The organism is Pseudonocardia parietis (assembly GCF_017876315.1).
Lineage (GTDB): Bacteria > Actinomycetota > Actinomycetes > Mycobacteriales > Pseudonocardiaceae > Pseudonocardia > Pseudonocardia parietis.
The window spans coordinates 1385980-1402618 of the sequence record NZ_JAGINU010000001.1; the positions used below are offsets into that span (position 1 = coordinate 1385980).

Consider the following 16639-nt stretch of genomic DNA (forward strand, 5'->3'; position numbering starts at 1 on the left):
CTTCCTAGGCTGCGTCCCATGACACGGATCGCGGTACTGGGCGGGGGACGGATCGGCGAGGCGCTGCTCGGCGGGCTGCTGGCGGCCGGGCGGGACGCCGGTGAGCTGGTGTTCACGGAGAAGTTCCCGGCACGCGCCACGGAGCTGTCGGCGCAGCTCGGGATCGCCGCCGAGCCGGTGACCGGCGCGGTGCGCGGTGCCGGGACGGTCGTCGTCGCCGTGAAGCCGCAGGACGTGGTGGGGCTGCTCGGCGAGGTCGCCGGTGTGCTCGAGCCGGGCACGCTGGTGGTGTCGCTGTGTGCCGGGGTGCCGACGTCGCTGTTCGAGGGTGCGCTGCCCGACGGCACGCCGGTCGTGCGGGTCATGCCGAACACGCCGATGCTGCTGGGCGCGGCGATGTGCGCGATCTCCCCGGGGGCGTACGCGACCGACGCGCATCTCGCCGAGGCCGAGTCGCTGCTCACCACGGTCGGCTCGGTGCTGCGGATCGACGAGGCCAAGCAGGACGCCGCGACCGCCGTCTCCGGCTCCGGCCCGGCGTACTTCTTCCTGGTCGCCGAGGCCATGATCGAAGCAGGGGTGGCGGTCGGCCTGACCCGGGCGGCGGCGACCGAGCTGACGGTGCAGACCGCGCTGGGCGCCGCCCGGATGCTGCGCGAGACCGGCGAGCACCCGGCGGTGCTGCGGGAGAACGTCACCTCCCCGGCCGGGACGACCGCCGCCGCGCTGCGCGAACTGGAGCGGCACGGGCTGCGGTCGGCGTTCGCGGACGCGGTCACCGCGGCCCACGACCGGTCGGCCGAGCTCGGCCGGAGCTGAGCCGGACACCCTGCGTCCTCCCCCTGTCAGCGCATCGGATGACCGGTCGTCCCCCGGACGCGCCGGAGTGTGCCACGATCGGGCCACCCCTCTGGCGGACCGACCGTCACATCCGTCCCGGTAGACTGCACACGCATCCCCCACTACCGGGCCTCCGGGGTCTCGTGCCGGGGGAGGAAGGCGGTGCCCGATGCCGGCGGAACGTCCCGAGTCCCTGCGGCCGTCCCAGGTCCAGTTCCTGACGGTGGCCGAGGTGGCCTCGATGATGCGCGTCTCCAAGATGACCGTGTACCGGCTGGTGCACTCGGGCGAGCTGCCCGCGGCGCGGGTCGGCCGGTCGTTCCGGGTGCCGCAGCGCGCCGTCGAGGACTACCTGCGCAACGCCTACTTCGACGTCGGCTGAGTGCTCCTTGCGGAGCGGAACATTCACGCTGAGCGCGGCGGACCGGACACGGTATCCCCGTCCGGCGGTCGTCACGAGGGCCCCGGTAGACTGACGTACCGGCTGCCGATCCCCACCGGTCGCACGCCCCGCGTGTTCGCGCAGTGCGGGCGGCCCGCCTCGAGGCCAACCGGTGGAGCGGTCGCGGGCGATCTGCATCGACACAGGAGGAGCACTACATGGGCTCGGTCATCAAGAAGCGCCGCAAGCGGATGTCGAAGAAGAAGCACCGCAAGCTGCTGCGCAAGACCCGAGTGCAGCGCCGCAAGCTCGGCAAGTGACTCGCGCACCGGCCGCGCCCCCGCTCAGTGCGGGTGCGCGGCCGGTGTCGTTCCAGGGTTCCCCGCACGGTCGCCGGGGCGTCGCGCACCTCACGTGCACGTACATGCGCCGAGCGTGACCGGGGGTACTAGCATCGGCCCGTCGTCCGCCCCGTCGCGAGGTCAGTGAGGTCGTCCATGTCGTCGCCGACCCCGAAGGTCGTGCTCGTCACCGGTGTGAGCGGATTCCTCGGCGGGCACCTCGCGGCGCGACTGGCGGCGAACCCGGACATCGACCGGGTACTGGGCGTCGACACGGTCCCGCCGCCGCGGGACCTGCTGAAGCGCATGGGGCGTGCCGAGTTCGTGCGCGCCGACATCCGCAACCCGCTGATCGCGAAGGTCATCTCCACCGCCGGGGTCGACACCGTCGTTCACGCGTCGCTGTCGGCCAGCCCGGCCTCGGCCGGCGGCCGGGCGACGATGAAGGAGATGAACGTCATCGGCACGATGCAGCTGCTCGCTGCGTGCCAGAAGGCGACCAGCGTGCAGCGGGTGGTGCTGAAGTCGACCACCGCGGTGTACGGCTCCAGCCCCCGCGACCCGGCGGTGTTCGACGAGGCGATCGGCGCGAAGGACCTGCCGTCGGGCGGCTACGCGAAGGACGCCGCCGAGATCGAGGGCTACCTGCGCGGGTTCAGCCGCCGCCGCCCCGACGTCACGACGACCGTCCTGCGGTTCGCCAACTTCATCGGCCCGCGGATGGACACGGTCCTGAGCCGGTACTTCGCCCTGCCGGTGGTGCCGACCGTGCTCGGGTACGACGCCCGGATCCAGCTGCTGCACGAGGAGGACGGCCTGGCCGTGCTGGAACGCGCGGCCACCCACGAGCTGCCCGGCGTGTTCAACGTCGCGGCGCACGGGGTGCTGATGCTGTCCCAGGCGGCGCGGCGGGCCGGGAAGATCCCGGTGTCGGTGCCGAGCAGCGCGGTCGGTCCGCTCAGCCGGGTGCTGCGCGGTGCCCGGGTGGTGGACTTCTCGCCGGAGCAGATGCGCTTCCTGAACTTCGGCCGGGTCGTCGACGTGACCCGGCTGATCGACGACTTCGGCTTCGAGCCGCGGTGGACGACCACCCAGGCGTTCGACGACTTCGTCCGGGGCAAGGCACTGAGCCCGGTGCTGGGCGCGGAGCGGATCGCGGCCGTCGAGCGCGGAGTGCTCGGCCTGGCCCGGGTACTGCGGTAGGTACTCCCATGAAGGCGCACGAGCAGCAGTCGCGCGGACGGCGTGGCGGGACGACGAAGGGCAACGGCATGGCCGAGGCGCGGGTGATCCCGATCCGGGGCGACCGGGGGCCTGCCCGGAGCGAGGAGCGGACACCGCCCACCTCGGTGCCGCCGATGCCGATGGCGCCCGACGAACAGGAGAAGCCGGGCTGGGAGACGGCGCTGGAGCAGGTGCTCGAGTTCCTGCGCCGCCGGCTCGCCGGTGAGTACCAGGTCGACGAGTTCGGGTTCGACCCCGAGCTGACCGACGCGATGCTGCTGCCCACGCTGCGCCCGCTGTACCAGCGCTGGTTCCGGGTCGAGACGATCGGCGCCCACCACCTCCCGGAGACCGGCGGCGCCCTGCTGGTCGCCAACCACTCCGGCACGCTGCCGCTCGACGCGGCGATGACCACGGTCGCCGTCCACGACGAGCACCCCGCGCACCGGCACCTGCGGCTCCTCGGCGCCGACCTGATGTTCACCCTGCCGGTCTCGGGGTCGCTGGCCCGCAAGGCGGGCGCCACCCTGGCCTGCAGCCCGGACGCCGAGCGGCTGATGAACTCCGGCGAGCTCGTCGGGGTGTTCCCGGAGGGCTTCAAGGGCATCGGCAAGCCGTTCCGGGACCGGTACAAGCTGCAGCGTTTCGGCCGCGGCGGGTTCGTCTCGGCCGCCCTGCGCACCGGGGTGCCGATCATCCCGTGCTCGATCGTCGGCGCGGAGGAGACCTACCCGAAGATCGGCGACATCGCGCCGCTCGCCCGGCTGCTCGGGGCGCCGTACTTCCCGGTCACGCCGACCTTCCCGCTGCTCGGCCCGGCCGGGCTGATCCCGCTGCCGTCGAAGTGGTACATCGAGTTCGGCGAGCCGATCCCCACCGACCGGTACACCCCGGCCGACGCCGAGGACCCGATGCTGGTGTTCAACCTGACCGACCAGGTGCGCGAGACCATCCAGCACACGCTCTACCGGCTGCTGTCCCAGCGCCGCAACGTGTTCCTGGGCTGATCCCGGCCCCCGGCCGGGTCACCGCCCGACGGGGCTACCGCTTCCGGTAGGCCATCCCGGCCGCGACGGCACCGGCGACCGCACCGGCACCGAGCACCGAGGGCACCCCGATCCGGGCCGCCTTGCGCCCGGTCCGGAAGTCGCGGATCTGCCAGTTCCGCGCCTTCGCCGCGTCCCGCAGCTCCGAGTCGGGGTTCACCGCGACCGCGGTCCCCACGGCGGACAGCATCGGCACGTCGTTCACCGAGTCCGAGTAGGCGGTGCAGCGGCGCAGGTCCAGGCCCTCGGAGGCGGCCAGCGCGCGGACCGCGTGCGCCTTGGCGGGCCCGTGCAGGATCTCGCCGACCAGGCGCCCGGTGTAGAGGCCGTCGACGGACTCCGCGACCGTGCCCAGCGCCCCGGTCAGGCCGAGACGGCGGGCGATGATCCGGGCGAGCTCGACCGGCGTCGCCGTGACCAGCCATACCCGCTGGCCGGCGTCGAGGTGCATCTGCGCCAGCGCCCGGGTGCCTGCCCAGATCCGGTCCGCCATCAGCTCGTCGTAGATGTCCTCGCCGAGGGTCACGACCTCCTCGACCGGGCGGCCCGCGACGAACGACAGCGCGGTGTCCCGGTGCCCGGCGATGCCGCCCTTGTCCTCCCGGCCACCGACCCGGAACTTCATCTGCTGCCAGGCGAAGCCCATCAGGTCCGAGGTGGTGAAGAACTTGCGTGCCGCGAGCCCGCGGGCGAAGTGGAAGATCGACGCGCCGACCATCATTGTGTTGTCGACGTCGAAGAACGCCGCCGCCGTCAGGTCCGGGGGCGGGGCGTCCGTGTCGGTGTCCGGCCAGGCGCCGTCCGCCTGCTCGGCCGCGACCGCCGCCGCTGCGGAGGCCTGGCCGGCCCGCTGGGCGGAGTCGAGCGCGGTGGCGCTCGCCAGCACGCCGGGCTCCTCGGCCAGCCCGGTCTCGATCCCGGCACCGGTCGGGTCGGGGGGGACCTCGTCGGGGGCGGACCCGGGATCACTCACCACGGCGGCCTTCCTGGTGCGACGGCGTCGGGCGCCCGACGGGCTCGGGCGCCGCCCCAGCCTACTTGCGGAGCACCGGCACGGGCCCGGCCCGGAGCGTGATGCTCCGGACCGGGCCCGCACCGGGCGTACGGCGCGGGATCAGCCGAGGGTGACCGGTCCGAGACCCGGCAGCAGCGGCGGGATGGTGATCGGCGGGAGCAGGTTCCCGTCCGAGGACGACCCGGGCTCCGAGGACGGCGATGTGCTGCTCGGGGAGCTGCTGGTCGACGACTCGGACTCGCCCAGCAGCGGGAGGCCGCCGCCGTTCGACTCGCTGGTCTCGCTGGTGCTCGACGGCGACTCGGACGTCGAGGTGTCCGGGCTGGTGGTCTCCGCGCTCGGGGTCTCGCTCCCGGGCGGCGTGGTCGTGTCCTCCGGAGTGGCGGTCGCCGACTGCCGCGAGGCGTCGACGGGGGTCGAGCCGCCGCCGGTGCGGCACTCGCCCGGGACCGGGCCGAGGTCGTCGACGGTCCCGCCGCTGTCGGCGGCGCAGCCGCTGCCCGCACGCAGCGCCTCGGCACGGGCGAGGACCCGGTCCAGGAGCTGCACGGCCTCGGCGGTCTCCGGCCGGCTCTCGGGGGGCAGCCCCTCCTGCAGGCGGGTGATCCGGCCGGACTGGGCCGCGGCCCAGGTCCGGAGCTCGGCGAGCCGCGCGGAGTCGGTGCTGTCGGTACCGGAACCGGTCAGCATCATCCGGCTGCCGGTGCTGGTGGCCCGGTCGAAGTCCTTCATCGCGGCGGCGACCGCACCCGGCGGTGGCGGGGTCGAGCGCGCCACCAGGCTCTCCAGCTCGTCCACCCGGGAGCGGGCGAGGTCGAGCTGACGGGTGGCCTCGGCCTGCTCGCCCATGGTGAAGACACCGCCGACGCTCTCGCTGGCCCGCTTCACGCCGTACATCGCGTCGCCGGGCAACGCGTCCCGGCTGACCGTCGAGGTCACCCCGGCGATCACCGCGAGCGCGGCGAAGCCGCCGACGATGACGCCGAACCGCTTGCGCACGCTCGGGCGGCGACGGTCCAGCATCCGGGGACCCGACGGGCGGGCCTCCTCGTCGCGGCCGGGGCCTGCGTCCGCGTCACGGGCCGGGCCTGCGGCGGCGCCGACCTGCTCGGGGTGGTCCGGGTGGTCGTTCGGCAGCACGTGCCGGCCGCGCTTCGGGCGCGAGGAGCGCGCACCGGGGTCGTCCGCCACCGGGGTGCGCTCGCCGGCGTGCCGCCGGTTCGAGACGGCGTCCCAGTCGAGGTCGTCGGCGATCGGCGGCCCGATCGGTGCGGTCAGGTCGGAGTGGTCCTGGGTGAGGTCCGCGGGGCGCTCGGCGAACGGGGACCTGGCCTCGGTCTGCTCCGCACGGCCGATCCCCTCCTGCGCGAGCACGTCGAAGAGCCGCTGCCGCATGCGTGCCGAGGCGTGCGGGTCCGGCGAGAGGTCGCGACGCGAGCGGTCCAGCGCCGCGGCCAGCGCGATCTCGTGCGCCAGCTCCTCCGACGCGGGGGCACCCACGGGGGCCCGGTCGAAGCCGTCCTCCGCCGGGTGCCTGTCGTCCCATGCCCTTGGCATGCCGTCCGTCCTCACTGCAGTCTCGCGCTGCTCGTCGGCGCGTATCGGGCGCGCTCGTCTGCACAACGACCGACCGGCCACGAGGTTACGGGTCCGGTACCGTTCACCGCATCGAGTAGTGCGCTCACCGCAGTTGTCCGCAGCGCCTCTCGCCTTCCGGCCACTCGGGCCGCACTGCCGTTCACCGCAGACCGTCCGGGAGCAGCTGAGCCAGCCGGCGTACGGCCCGGTGCTGGAGCGCCTTCACGGCGCCCTCGTTGCGATCCATCAGCTCGGCGGTCTCGGCGACCGACAGCCCGCGCAGGAACCGGTACTGGATGCACTCGCGCTGGTCGGCGTTGAGCTTGGCGACCGAGGCCAGCAGCTCGTCGTTGGTGGCCATGTCGAGCACCTGCTGCTCGGGGCCCCCGGTGGACGGCGGCGAGTGGTCGGCGATCTCCGACGTCGTCTGCTCCAGCCGGTAGCGGCTCGACTTCACGTGGTCGAAGATCAGGTTCCGGGCGATGGTCACGAACCACGCGCCGATGTCGCGGCCCTGGTAGCTGACCGAGGAGATCCGGCGCAGCGCGCGCACGAAGGTCTCCTGGGTGACGTCCTCGGCGAACGCCCGGTCGCCCATCCGGAACAGCACGTACCGGAAGACGATGTCGTGGTAGCGCTCGTAGAGCTCGCCGAAGGCCGCGGCGTCGCCGGCCTGGCACGCCTCGACCAGCGCCCAGGAACTGTTGGCGTCCTCCACGGCACGGGCGGCCTCGTCGGCCGGGTCCTGCTCGGGGCGGGGCAGGTCCTGCGAGATGTTCGGCGCCTGGCGCGGTGCGGGCATGTCGCGCTCACCGGTACCCGTCCGGGTGGCGCTCCCGCCCGGACGGTTGGCGCCGGGAGGTGCGGGGTACCCGGGCGGAGCGTCGACCACGGGAGCGGACGCGATCGGCCCCGTCGGTGCAGAGGTCGCTGAAGTCACGGACACCTCCCCGTCCGGCTGGGGTCGGACGGCGTCGGGTCGGTCCTTGCCGGGTTCGGGGGCCCGGTCGGGACGGACGGCTGGATCAGCTGAGTTCTCGGGTCGTTCTCGCGGCCGGAACAGCCGCTGTGGTCGCATCGGCCGGGTCATGGATCCCGGGGGGCCGGATATCCGCCGGGACGACACGGCCCACCGGGGCCGGCACGGCGTGGGACGTCGTGTCCGGTGCCGTGCGACGCGCCGCGTCCGGCACCGCGGCGCGGTGCGGTGGCGAGTTGCATGCCACTCCCTCGGGTGAGTCGCGCGACGAACCGGCGGTTCGCGCGTTGAACCTCGTGTAGCGGCGGAGCATAAACGTTGATCGAGTGACGCATGACGCTCACCGCCTTTCACCGTGCCTCCGTCCGCCGAGCGGCTCCGTACGCGCGGTCAGTGAACTGTTAGCTGAGCGTGTCCGAACCGACACGGTATGTACGCAGCGACGAGCGGTGCCGATGTCCGGTCCGGGTTTGCCAGACTGACCCGCACGCGTCACGAACCGTGTCGAGAGGAAGCCCTCCCGTGCCGAGACCCCGTCCCGACCCCGCCGAGAGCCCCGTCGTCCACCTGGCCGACCTGATCTCCCGCAACGCCGCCGAGCGTCCCGGGCACGATGCGGTCCGGGACCTGTCGGGGGACTCCCCGCGCACGCTGTCCTGGTCGGCGTTCGACGCGGCGGTGAGTGCCGAGGCGGCCCGGCTGCGTGCGGCCGGTGTGCGGCCGGGCGACCGCGTCGCGGTCGGCCTGCCGGACGGCGCCGCCTACTGCGTCGCGGTGTTCGGGGCGCTGCGCGCGGACGCCACCGTCGTGCCGTTCGGCGCCGGATCGGTGCCCCGTGAACTGGAGATCGCGCTCGACCAGGCCGAGCCCGCGGTGGTCGTGGCGGTCGAGGACGACGCCGTGGCCGCCGCGTGTGCCGAGCGCTGCGGTGCCCGGCTGCTGCCGCCCCCCGATCCCGCGGCCCCCGCGCCGGACGCGCCGCCCGCCGAGCGGGCGCCGGTGGACCCCGAGCGGCTCGCGATGATCGTCTTCACCTCCGGGGCGACCGGCCGCCCGCGTGGGGTGCGGCTGACCCACCGTGCGTTGCTGGCCAACCGGGCGCAGGCCGCGGAGCTGCGGCCGGCCCCGGTGAACGGCGTCGACCGCGTGCTGCTCGCGCTGCCGCTGTTCCACGTCTACGGCTTCGCCGCCGGCCTGCTGCAGGTCTGCTGGGCGAGCGCGACCGTCGTGCTGCCCGGGCGGTTCGACCCGGAGCGGCTGGTCGACGTCGTCGTCGACGAGCGGGTGAGCGTGATCGCCGGCGTGCCGTCGATGTTCCGCCTGCTGCTCGACGTGTCCCCCGATCGGCTGCGGCACGCGACGGGCGGGGTGCGGCTGTGCACCTCGGGCGGCGCGCCGCTGCCTGCCGGATGGCTGGCGGAGTTCCGCGCCGCGACCGGCCTCGACCTGCACGAGGGCTACGGCCTGACCGAGGGTGGCCCGGTGATCACCAGCAACGACCTCGGCCGCCCGGCCAAGGCGGGCTCGGTCGGCAGGCCGCTGCCCGGGGTCGAGCTGCGGCTGGTCGACACGGCAGGCCGGCCGATCGACGCGCCGGAGCCCGAGCCCGACGAGGACGAGCTCGGCCTCGACGACGGCTCCGAGACCGGCGACGACACCGGGCTCATCGCACTGCGCGGGCCCAACCTGTTCTCCGGCTACTGGCCCGACGGCTCCGGCGGCCCGGACGAGGACGGCTGGTTCGTCACCGCCGACGTCGGCTACCTCGACGCCGACGGTGACCTGCACCTGGTCGACCGGTCGTCGGATCTGGTGATCGTGAACGGGTTCAACGTCTACCCGCGCGAGGTCGAGCAGGTCATCGCGGAACTGGACGGGGTGTCGGAGGTCGCCGTCGTCGGTGTGCCGGACGACCGGACCGGCGCCGCGGTGAAGGCGGTCGTGGTCCTCGAGCCGGGCTCGGACCTGACCGAGGAGCAGGTCGGTGAGCACTGCACGGCGCGCCTCGCCCGGTTCAAGCGGCCCGCGGTCGTCGCGTTCGCCGACGAGCTGCCGCGCACACCCACCGGCAAGATCGCCCGCCGGACGCTGGCGAGGATGTGAGCATGCGAGTTCGGCTGCTGACCCGGGCCGGCTGCCACCTGTGCGCCGACGCCGCCGAGATCGTGGAGCGGGTGTGCGCCGAGACCGGCACCGGGTGGGACACCTGCGACGTCGACTCGGACCCGGAGCTGCGCGCCGAGTACGGCGACCAGGTGCCGGTGGTGCTGCTGGACGGCCGGGAGCGCGACTCGTTCCGGGTGGACGAGGCGCGGCTGCGGGCGGACCTCTCCGGATGAGTCGGTGGTGACGGCCGGGGCGGTGCGGCGGGACCGCCCCGGTCCCGCGCGGGGCGGCCTCGCCGCCCTCGCCGCGACCGCGCTCGGCGTCGGCGCGGGCCAGCTCGTCGCGTTGCCGGTCTCCCCGCCCGCGGGCCCGGTGACCGCGGTCGCCGGGCAGGTCGTCGCGCTCACCCCGCCCGCGCTCGCCGAGGCCGCGACGGTCGGCGCCGGGCTCGGCAGCCGCCACACGGTCGTCGCCGGGGTACTCGTCGTGCTCGCGCTCGCCGCCGCCGGCCTCGGTGCGCTGTCGCGGAGCTCGCGGCGGCCCGGGACGTGGGGCCTCGCGGCGCTCGGACTGGTCGGAGCGGTGGCGGCCGCGACGGCGCCCGGCGCGGGGCAGCTGGACGTCCTGCCTGCGGCGATCTCTCTTGCCGTCACTGTGACGACATTTCACGGGTTGCATCGGTTGGCGTCCCGGATACCGCCCTTCACGCCCGAGGGCACCCTCCCGGACGGGCGCCCGGCGCGGGAGTCGCTCACCCGGCGCCGGTTCCTGCGCGCCTCGGCGGCGGCCGGCGCCGGCGGGCTGGTCGCGGGTGCGGGTGCGGCGTGGATCGCGCCCCGGCTGCCGTCCGCCCGGATCGGACCGGCCCGCGACGCGCTCACCGCACGGCTGACCACGCTCGCCGCCGCCGGCCGGGTCGCGCCCGCGGCCGGCCTGCCGCCGGGTGCCGCGTTCCCGGGCGGCACCGCGTTCGCCACGCCGGTCGCGGACTTCTACCGGATCGACACCGCGCTGCGGGTGCCCGCGGTGGATCCGGCGTCGTGGCGGCTGCGGGTGCACGGGATGGTCGGCCGCGAGCTGGATCTCGGCCTCGACGACCTGCTGGCCCGCCCGCTCGTGGAGCGCTGGGTGACGATGGCCTGCGTCTCGAACGAGGTCGGCGGCGGCCTGGTGTCGACCACCCGGTTCACCGGCGTCGAGCTGGCCCCGCTGCTGGCCGAGGCGGTCCCGGACCGGGCGGCCGACCAGGTCCTGTCCACCTCCACCGACGGCTGGACGGCCGGCAGCCCGGCGTCGGTCGTGCTGGACCCGGCCCGCGGCGCGCTGCTCGCCGTCGCGATGGACGGCGTCGCGCTTCCGCCCGAGCACGGCTTCCCGGTGCGGATCGTCGTCCCCGGCCTGTACGGCTACGTCTCGGCCACCAAGTGGGTGACCGGCATCGAGCTCACGACGTTCGCGGCGCGGGCCGACTACTGGCGGGTGCGCGGCTGGGCGCCACCCGGGCCGATGGAGACGGCCTCGCGGATCGACGCCCCGTCGTCGTACGCCCAGGTTCCCGCCGGACGGGTCGTCGTGACCGGGACCGCGTGGGCGGTGCCGCGCGGGATCTCCCGGGTCGAGGTCGGTGTGGGGGACGGGCCGTGGGTGGCTGCGGAGCTGGCCCCGGTCCCGGCGGGCGGGGCGACCTGGCGGATGTGGCGCGCGGAGCTGGACCTCGCGCCGGGCCGGTACACGCTGCGCTGCCGGGCCACCGACGGCGACGGCGTTCCCCAGGTCGCCGAGCGCCGGTCCCCGCTGCCCGGCGCGGCGACCGGTCTGCCGACCCGGTCGGTCGTCGTGGCCTGATCTCCGGCGGAGACCTGCGTCACGCGTGGTCGCGGCGGGGCGGGCGGAAGGTGGCACGGGCCTCGGAGTGCCCTACGTCGCACGGTGAGCGGTCTATGCCCATCGATCACCGGTAGTGCCAGGTCAGCGCCCGCGCGGAGCACGTCGCGGACCAAGATCGCAACTTTGTGCGTGCCTTCACAAGCGGCTACCGTGGGTTCCTGTCGCCGGGTCCGGCGGCACCGCCGTCCAGCACGGCATCGTGACACCGGGCCTGCCCTGGTCCGCGTCGATCGACCGTCACGACGGCCGTTCCGCGATCGGGCAGTGGCGACCGCACCCCCGGCCGGTTCGCCGCCGGAGATGTGGACAGTACGGACCCCGACCGGAGCACGGACAGTTTCGATGACCGACCGCCCGCGGACAACCCCCGCGAGCCGGACGAGCGCCGGAACCCCCACCGCGTTCCGCCAGCCCGCGATGCCGGAGGAGGACGGCCGATGAGCCTGCCGCCCGCCACCGGACCCGACGGCCCGGCCGCCGTGGCCGACGCGCCGTCCGACGGTGACCGCCCCGTCCGCCCGGTGCCCGAGGCCACCGTCTCCCGGCTCGCCGTCTACCTGCGGGTGCTCGGCGAGCTGCGCGAGGCCGGGGTCGAGACCGTCTCCTCCGAGGAGCTCGCCGGCGCGTCCGGCGTGAACTCGGCCAAGCTCCGCAAGGACCTGTCCTACCTGGGTTCCTACGGCGTCCGCGGGGTCGGCTACGACGTCGCGTCGCTGCAGGGGCGGCTGCAGGGCGAGCTCGGCATGGACCACCGGCAGGCGGTGGCGCTGGTCGGGGTCGGCAACCTGGGGCACGCGCTCGCCGGGTACGCCGGGTTCGCCGGCCGTGGGTTCCCGGTCAGCGCCCTGTTCGACGTCGACGACGACCTGGTCGGCATCGACATCAACGGCATCCGGGTGCGGCACGTCCGCGACATCCCCGAGGTCTGCGCCGGCGGCGGCGTGACCATCGGCATGATCGCGACCCCCGGGCCCGCGGCGCAGGCGGTCTGCGACCTGCTCGTGCAGGGCGGGGTCCAGTCCATCCTCAACTTCGCTCCGGTGCTGCTGCAGGTACCGGAGGACGTCGAGGTCCGCAAGGTCGACCTCTCGGTCGAGCTGCAGGTCCTCGCGTTCCACGTGGCCCGTCGGCACGGTGCCGACGGGCAGGCTCCCGGCGCCCGCGCCGGGAGCGAGACGAACGGATCGGTGGTGTCCCCGCGATGAGCGTCCTCATCGTCGGCCTGTCGCACCGCAGCGCGCCCGTCGAGGTGCTGGAGCGCCTCGCCGTCGCGCCGGACGACGTGCCCAAGCTGCTCGAGGAGATGCTCGACCGCACGCACGTGGAGGAGGCGGTACTCCTCTCCACGTGCAACCGGATCGAGATCTGCGCCGTCGTGGACGCGTTCCACGGCGGTCTGGGCGACGTCACCGACGTCCTCGGCAGCTATGCCGGGTTCCCGATCGGCGAGCTGTCCGACCATCTCTTCGTGCACTACGCCGGCTCCGCCGTCCAGCACCTGTTCCAGCTGGCGGCCGGCCTGGACTCGATGGTCGTCGGCGAGTCGCAGATCCTCGGCCAGCTCCGCAGCGCCTACGCCACGGCCGACGGCGCCGGCTCGGTCGGCAAGGTGCTGCACGAGCTGGTGCAGCAGGCGTTGCGGGTCGGCAAGCGGGTGCACGCCGGCACCGGTATCGACGAGGCGGGCGCCTCCGTGGTGTCCGAGGCGCTGCGCGACGCCGACCGCGAGCTCGGCGGCGGAGCGGGTGACGGACTGCACGGCTCCCGCGCGGTGATCGTCGGGGCCGGCGCCATGGGCGCGCTGGCCGCCGCGCACCTGCGCCGGGCCGGGGCGTCCGAGATCGTCGTCCTGAACCGGTCGGCGGAACGCGGCGAGCGGTTGGTCGAGAAGGTGCTCGAGCAGGGCACCCACGCCCGGTTCGCCGCGCTCGACGACCTCGCCGCCGAGCTGGCCGATGCCGACCTGATGCTCGCGTGCACCGGGGCGATCGGGCACGTCGTGGGCACCGCCCCGGTCACCGAGGCGCTCGCCGCCGGCCGGGAACGGCCGCTGGTCGTCTGCGACCTGGGGCTGCCCCGCGACGTCGATCCGGCGGTGGGCGAGCTGCCCGGCGTCCGGATGATCGACCTGGCCACCCTGCAGCGCCGGTTGCTCGACGCCGCCGACGGCGGATCGGTCGCGGCCGCGCAGAAGATGGTCGACGAGGAGGCCCAGCAGTACCTGGCCGGGCAGCGCTCGGCCGAGGTCACCCCGACCGTCACCGCGCTGCGCCGCCGGGCCTCCGAGGTCGTCGACGCCGAACTGCTGCGGCTCGACTCGCGGCTGCCCGTCCTGGACGAACGCGTGCGCGGGGAGCTCTCGCACACCGTCCGCCGGGTCGTGGACAAGCTGCTGCACACCCCGACCGTGCAGGTCAAGCGGCTCGCCGAGGGCCCGGACGGGGACAGCTACGCAGCGGCGCTGCGCACCCTGTTCGAGCTCGACCCGCAGGCGGCCGCGGCGGTCGCCGCCCCGGTCCGCGGGGCTCAGGCCGACGCGAGCGTCGACGGAACCGACGTCGGAGCCGCCCTGCGCTACACCAGCCCCGACGCCGCGCCGCCGGCGATCGGGTCGCGACCCCCGGAGCAGATCTCGTGAGCCCCCTGAAGATCGGGACACGACCGTCGAAGCTGGCGGTCGCCCAGACCACCACGATCGCCGACCGGCTGACCGCAGCCGGGTACCCGTGCGAGATCGTCACCGTCGCCACCAGCGGTGACCGCTCGACCGCGCCGGTGACCCAGCTCGGGGTCGGGGTGTTCGTGTCGGCGCTGCGGGACGCGCTGACCGCGGGCGACATCGACGTCGCCGTGCACTCGTTCAAGGACCTTCCCACCGCCCAGCCCGCCGACCTGCGGGTCGCCGCCGTCCCGAGCCGGGAGGACCCGCGCGACGCGCTCGTCACGAACGGGCGGGTCCTGGGGGAGCTGGGCCGGGGCGCCCGGGTGGGCACCGGTTCGCCGCGCCGGGCCGCGCAGCTGTACGCGCTCGGCCAGGGGCTCGAGGTGCTGCCGATCCGCGGCAACGTGGACACCCGGATCGGGAAGGTCCGTTCCGGTGAGCTGGACGCGGTGGTCGTCGCCGCGGCCGGGCTGCGCCGGTTGGGCCGCATCGAGGAGGCGGTCGAGCTGATCGACCCGCTCCAGATGCTGTCCGCCCCCGCCCAGGGGGCCCTCGCGGTCGAGTGCCGCGAGGGGGACGCCGAGGTCGCCGAGACGCTGCGCTCGGTGCTCGACGACCCGGACGCGCGCGCCGCCGCCGCCGCCGAGCGCGCCGTCCTGGCCACCCTGGAAGCCGGCTGCACCGCCCCGGTGGGTGCACTGGCCGATGTCGTCTCAGACCTGGACGACCAGGGCCGCGCGGTCGACAGACTGTCGCTGCGCGCTGTGCTGGGGCTCGGGGAGATCGCGGAGGGCGACGTGGTGCGCGCCTCCGCCACCGGAGAGATGGACGCCGCCGAGAAGCTCGGAGCCGCAGTAGCGCACGAGCTGCTCGACCTGGGCGCCGAGGACCTGCCCGCAGGCCTCGGTGGCCCCGCCAACCGCTGGATCGGGAGTTCGTAAATGACAGGACCTGCCAACACCTCGGGGCGGATCGCCTTCGTGGGCAGCGGACCGGGGGACCCGGCGCTGCTCACCGTGCGCGCCCGGGACGTGCTCGCCGGCTCGCCGCTGGTGATCACCGACCCGGACGTGCCGGAGGGCATCCTCGCCCTGGCCGCCGACGGCGCCGAGGTTCGCCCGGCCGTCGGCCAGCCCACCGACATCGCGAGCGACCTGCTCGGTGAGGCCGGTCAGGGCCGCTCGGTGGCCCGGCTGGTCACCGGCGACCCGCTGACCAACGACGCGGTCGTCGCCGAGGCGATGGCCGTCTCCGCCTCGGGCATGCCGTTCGACGTCATCCCGGGCGTGCCCGCCTCCACCGCCGTCCCGGCCTACGCCGGCGTCGCGCTGGGCTCGGCGCACGTCGAGGCCGACGTCCGCGCGGGCGTCGACTGGGCCGCGCTGGCCGCGTCCCCCGGCCCGGTCGTGCTGCACGCGACCGGTGCGCTGCTGGCCGACGTGGCCGCCGGGCTGTCCGCGCAGGGTGTGCCCGCCGAGACCCCCGTCGCGATCACCGCCGGGGGCACCACCTCCACCCAGAAGACGATCTCGTCGTCGGTCGGCAAGCTCGCCGCCGACGGCAGTGAGCTGGAGGGCGCACTCGTCCTCACCGTGGGCGAGGCCGCGGGCCGCCGCGGCGAGCTGTCCTGGTGGGAGTCCCGCGCGCTCTACGGCTGGCGGGTGCTGGTCCCCCGGACCAAGGACCAGGCCGGTGTGATGAGCGAGCGGCTGCGGATGCACGGCGCCATCCCGGAGGAGGTGCCGACGATCGCCGTCGAGCCGCCCCGGTCGCCCGCGCAGATGGAGCGCTCGGTCAAGGGCCTGGTGGACGGCCGCTACCAGTGGGTCGTGTTCACCTCCACCAACGCGGTCCGCGCCGTGTGGGAGAAGTTCTCCGAGTTCGGCCTCGACGCCCGCGCGTTCTCCGGTGTGAAGATCGCCTGCGTCGGCCGGACGACCGCGGAGAAGGTCCGCGAGTTCGGCATCGAGCCGGAGCTGGTCCCGGACGTCGACGAGGCCCAGTCCTCCACGTCCGAGGGCCTGCTGGAGATCTTCCCGCCGTACGACGACGTGCTGGACCCGGTCGACCGGGTACTGCTGCCGCGTGCCGACATCGCCACCGAGACCCTGGCGGCCGGGCTGCAGGAGCGCGGCTGGGAGATCGACGACGTGACGGCCTACCGGACCGTGCGGGCCGCCCCGCCGCCCGCGCCGATCCGTGAGGCGATCAAGACCGGCGGGTTCGACGCGGTGTGCTTCACCTCGTCGTCGACCGTGCGGAACCTGGTCGGCATCGCCGGCAAGCCGCACGCCCGCACCCTGGTCGCCTGCATCGGCCCGGCCACCGCGGAGACCGCGCGCGAGTTCGGCCTGCGGGTGGACGTGCAGCCCGAGGAGGCGAGGGTCCCGACCCTGGTCGACGCGCTGGCCGAGCACACCGCGAAGCTCCGCGCCGAGGGCAACCTGCCCCCGCCCAAGAAGGTCAAGGCCCGCCGCCGCTGACGGCCGTCCTTCCCCGTTTCCCGACCCGAGGAGCTTCGGTCCGGTACTACCGGACCGGAGCTCCTCGAGTCGTCTCTCGAGGTGGGGGTCATGCGG

The 16639-nt window shown here is 74.7% G+C and carries 15 protein-coding genes; 12 read left to right on the forward strand and 3 right to left on the reverse strand.

Annotated elements, in window-relative coordinates:
* Nucleotides 1-18 precede the first annotated feature (18 nt).
* The 5 genes from proC (at nucleotide 19) to JOF36_RS06640 (ending at nucleotide 3794) form a co-directional block, all read left to right on the forward strand.
* Nucleotides 19-819 carry a pyrroline-5-carboxylate reductase gene (gene proC, locus JOF36_RS06620; protein ID WP_210025519.1) on the forward strand — a complete coding sequence of 267 codons (801 nt, stop codon included), beginning with the start codon at nucleotides 19-21 and terminating at the stop codon, nucleotides 817-819.
* 190 nt (nucleotides 820-1009) lie between these two features.
* A complete protein-coding gene (locus JOF36_RS06625; protein WP_210025520.1) occupies nucleotides 1010-1222 on the forward strand; it encodes a helix-turn-helix domain-containing protein in 213 nt (70 codons plus the stop codon).
* A gap of 218 nt (nucleotides 1223-1440) precedes the next feature.
* Nucleotides 1441-1542, forward strand: coding sequence for a 30S ribosomal protein bS22 (locus tag JOF36_RS06630; protein ID WP_010241351.1), 102 nt, complete (start codon nucleotides 1441-1443; stop codon nucleotides 1540-1542).
* A gap of 177 nt (nucleotides 1543-1719) precedes the next feature.
* Complete coding sequence (locus tag JOF36_RS06635) at nucleotides 1720-2766, forward strand: NAD-dependent epimerase/dehydratase family protein (RefSeq protein WP_210025521.1); 1047 nt, start codon at nucleotides 1720-1722, stop codon at nucleotides 2764-2766.
* Nucleotides 2767-2774: 8 nt separating this feature from the next.
* On the forward strand, nucleotides 2775-3794 hold the full coding sequence (locus tag JOF36_RS06640) for a lysophospholipid acyltransferase family protein (RefSeq protein WP_372447366.1): 1020 nt from the start codon (nucleotides 2775-2777) through the stop codon (nucleotides 3792-3794).
* 34 nt (nucleotides 3795-3828) lie between these two features.
* On the opposite strand, the gene JOF36_RS06645 is transcribed toward JOF36_RS06640, so the two are convergent.
* The 3 genes from JOF36_RS06645 to JOF36_RS06655 all read right to left on the reverse strand — a co-directional run bounded on the left by JOF36_RS06645 (nucleotide 3829) and on the right by JOF36_RS06655 (nucleotide 7228).
* Entirely contained in the window at nucleotides 3829-4749 is a 921-nt protein-coding gene (locus JOF36_RS06645; protein WP_372447446.1) for an HAD family hydrolase, read from the reverse strand.
* A 198-nt stretch (nucleotides 4750-4947) separates the two neighbouring features.
* Nucleotides 4948-6405: a DUF5667 domain-containing protein gene (locus tag JOF36_RS06650; protein WP_210025522.1), complete on the reverse strand. Its 1458-nt coding sequence runs from the start codon at nucleotides 6403-6405 to the stop codon at nucleotides 4948-4950.
* A 181-nt stretch (nucleotides 6406-6586) separates the two neighbouring features.
* The gene (locus JOF36_RS06655; RefSeq protein ID WP_210025523.1) at nucleotides 6587-7228 is read right to left on the reverse strand and encodes a sigma-70 family RNA polymerase sigma factor; all 642 of its coding nucleotides are present in this window, start codon (nucleotides 7226-7228) and stop codon (nucleotides 6587-6589) included.
* 699 nt (nucleotides 7229-7927) lie between these two features.
* On the opposite strand from JOF36_RS06655, the gene JOF36_RS06660 reads away from it, so the two are divergent.
* From JOF36_RS06660 to JOF36_RS06690, 7 genes are all read left to right on the forward strand, one after another.
* Nucleotides 7928-9508 (forward strand): AMP-binding protein, encoded by a 1581-nt coding sequence (locus JOF36_RS06660; protein WP_210025524.1) that lies wholly within the window; start codon nucleotides 7928-7930, stop codon nucleotides 9506-9508.
* Nucleotides 9509-9510: 2 nt separating this feature from the next.
* Nucleotides 9511-9744 (forward strand): glutaredoxin family protein, encoded by a 234-nt coding sequence (locus JOF36_RS06665; RefSeq protein WP_210025525.1) that lies wholly within the window; start codon nucleotides 9511-9513, stop codon nucleotides 9742-9744.
* 7 nt (nucleotides 9745-9751) lie between these two features.
* Nucleotides 9752-11356 carry a molybdopterin-dependent oxidoreductase gene (locus JOF36_RS38690; RefSeq protein WP_210025526.1) on the forward strand — a complete coding sequence of 535 codons (1605 nt, stop codon included), beginning with the start codon at nucleotides 9752-9754 and terminating at the stop codon, nucleotides 11354-11356.
* Nucleotides 11357-11835: 479 nt separating this feature from the next.
* Nucleotides 11836-12603: a redox-sensing transcriptional repressor Rex gene (locus JOF36_RS06675; protein ID WP_210025527.1), complete on the forward strand. Its 768-nt coding sequence runs from the start codon at nucleotides 11836-11838 to the stop codon at nucleotides 12601-12603.
* Nucleotides 12600-14036: a glutamyl-tRNA reductase gene (locus JOF36_RS06680; protein ID WP_210025528.1), complete on the forward strand. Its 1437-nt coding sequence runs from the start codon at nucleotides 12600-12602 to the stop codon at nucleotides 14034-14036. Before JOF36_RS06675 ends, JOF36_RS06680 begins: the two co-directional genes overlap by 4 nt.
* Nucleotides 14033-15001 carry a hydroxymethylbilane synthase gene (gene hemC, locus JOF36_RS06685; RefSeq protein ID WP_210025529.1) on the forward strand — a complete coding sequence of 323 codons (969 nt, stop codon included), beginning with the start codon at nucleotides 14033-14035 and terminating at the stop codon, nucleotides 14999-15001. Before JOF36_RS06680 ends, hemC begins: the two co-directional genes overlap by 4 nt.
* The gene (locus tag JOF36_RS06690; protein ID WP_210025530.1) at nucleotides 15002-16543 is read left to right on the forward strand and encodes a bifunctional uroporphyrinogen-III C-methyltransferase/uroporphyrinogen-III synthase; all 1542 of its coding nucleotides are present in this window, start codon (nucleotides 15002-15004) and stop codon (nucleotides 16541-16543) included.
* The last annotated feature ends 96 nt before the right edge of the window (nucleotides 16544-16639 follow it).

What these genes read in the sequence shown, in the direction of transcription:
- proC (WP_210025519.1), top strand. Translation starts at nt 19, where the DNA reads ATGACACGGATCGCGGTACTGGGCGGGGGACGGATCGGCGAGGCGCTG.
- JOF36_RS06625 (WP_210025520.1), top strand. Translation starts at nt 1,010, where the DNA reads ATGCCGGCGGAACGTCCCGAGTCCCTGCGGCCGTCCCAGGTCCAGTTC.
- JOF36_RS06630 (WP_010241351.1), top strand. Translation starts at nt 1,441, where the DNA reads ATGGGCTCGGTCATCAAGAAGCGCCGCAAGCGGATGTCGAAGAAGAAG.
- JOF36_RS06635 (WP_210025521.1), top strand. Translation starts at nt 1,720, where the DNA reads ATGTCGTCGCCGACCCCGAAGGTCGTGCTCGTCACCGGTGTGAGCGGA.
- JOF36_RS06640 (WP_372447366.1), top strand. Translation starts at nt 2,775, where the DNA reads ATGAAGGCGCACGAGCAGCAGTCGCGCGGACGGCGTGGCGGGACGACG.
- JOF36_RS06650 (WP_210025522.1), bottom strand. Translation starts at nt 6,405, where the DNA reads ATGCCAAGGGCATGGGACGACAGGCACCCGGCGGAGGACGGCTTCGAC.
- JOF36_RS06655 (WP_210025523.1), bottom strand. Translation starts at nt 7,228, where the DNA reads ATGCCCGCACCGCGCCAGGCGCCGAACATCTCGCAGGACCTGCCCCGC.
- JOF36_RS06665 (WP_210025525.1), top strand. Translation starts at nt 9,511, where the DNA reads ATGCGAGTTCGGCTGCTGACCCGGGCCGGCTGCCACCTGTGCGCCGAC.
- JOF36_RS06675 (WP_210025527.1), top strand. Translation starts at nt 11,836, where the DNA reads ATGAGCCTGCCGCCCGCCACCGGACCCGACGGCCCGGCCGCCGTGGCC.
- JOF36_RS06680 (WP_210025528.1), top strand. Translation starts at nt 12,600, where the DNA reads ATGAGCGTCCTCATCGTCGGCCTGTCGCACCGCAGCGCGCCCGTCGAG.
- JOF36_RS06690 (WP_210025530.1), top strand. Translation starts at nt 15,002, where the DNA reads ATGACAGGACCTGCCAACACCTCGGGGCGGATCGCCTTCGTGGGCAGC.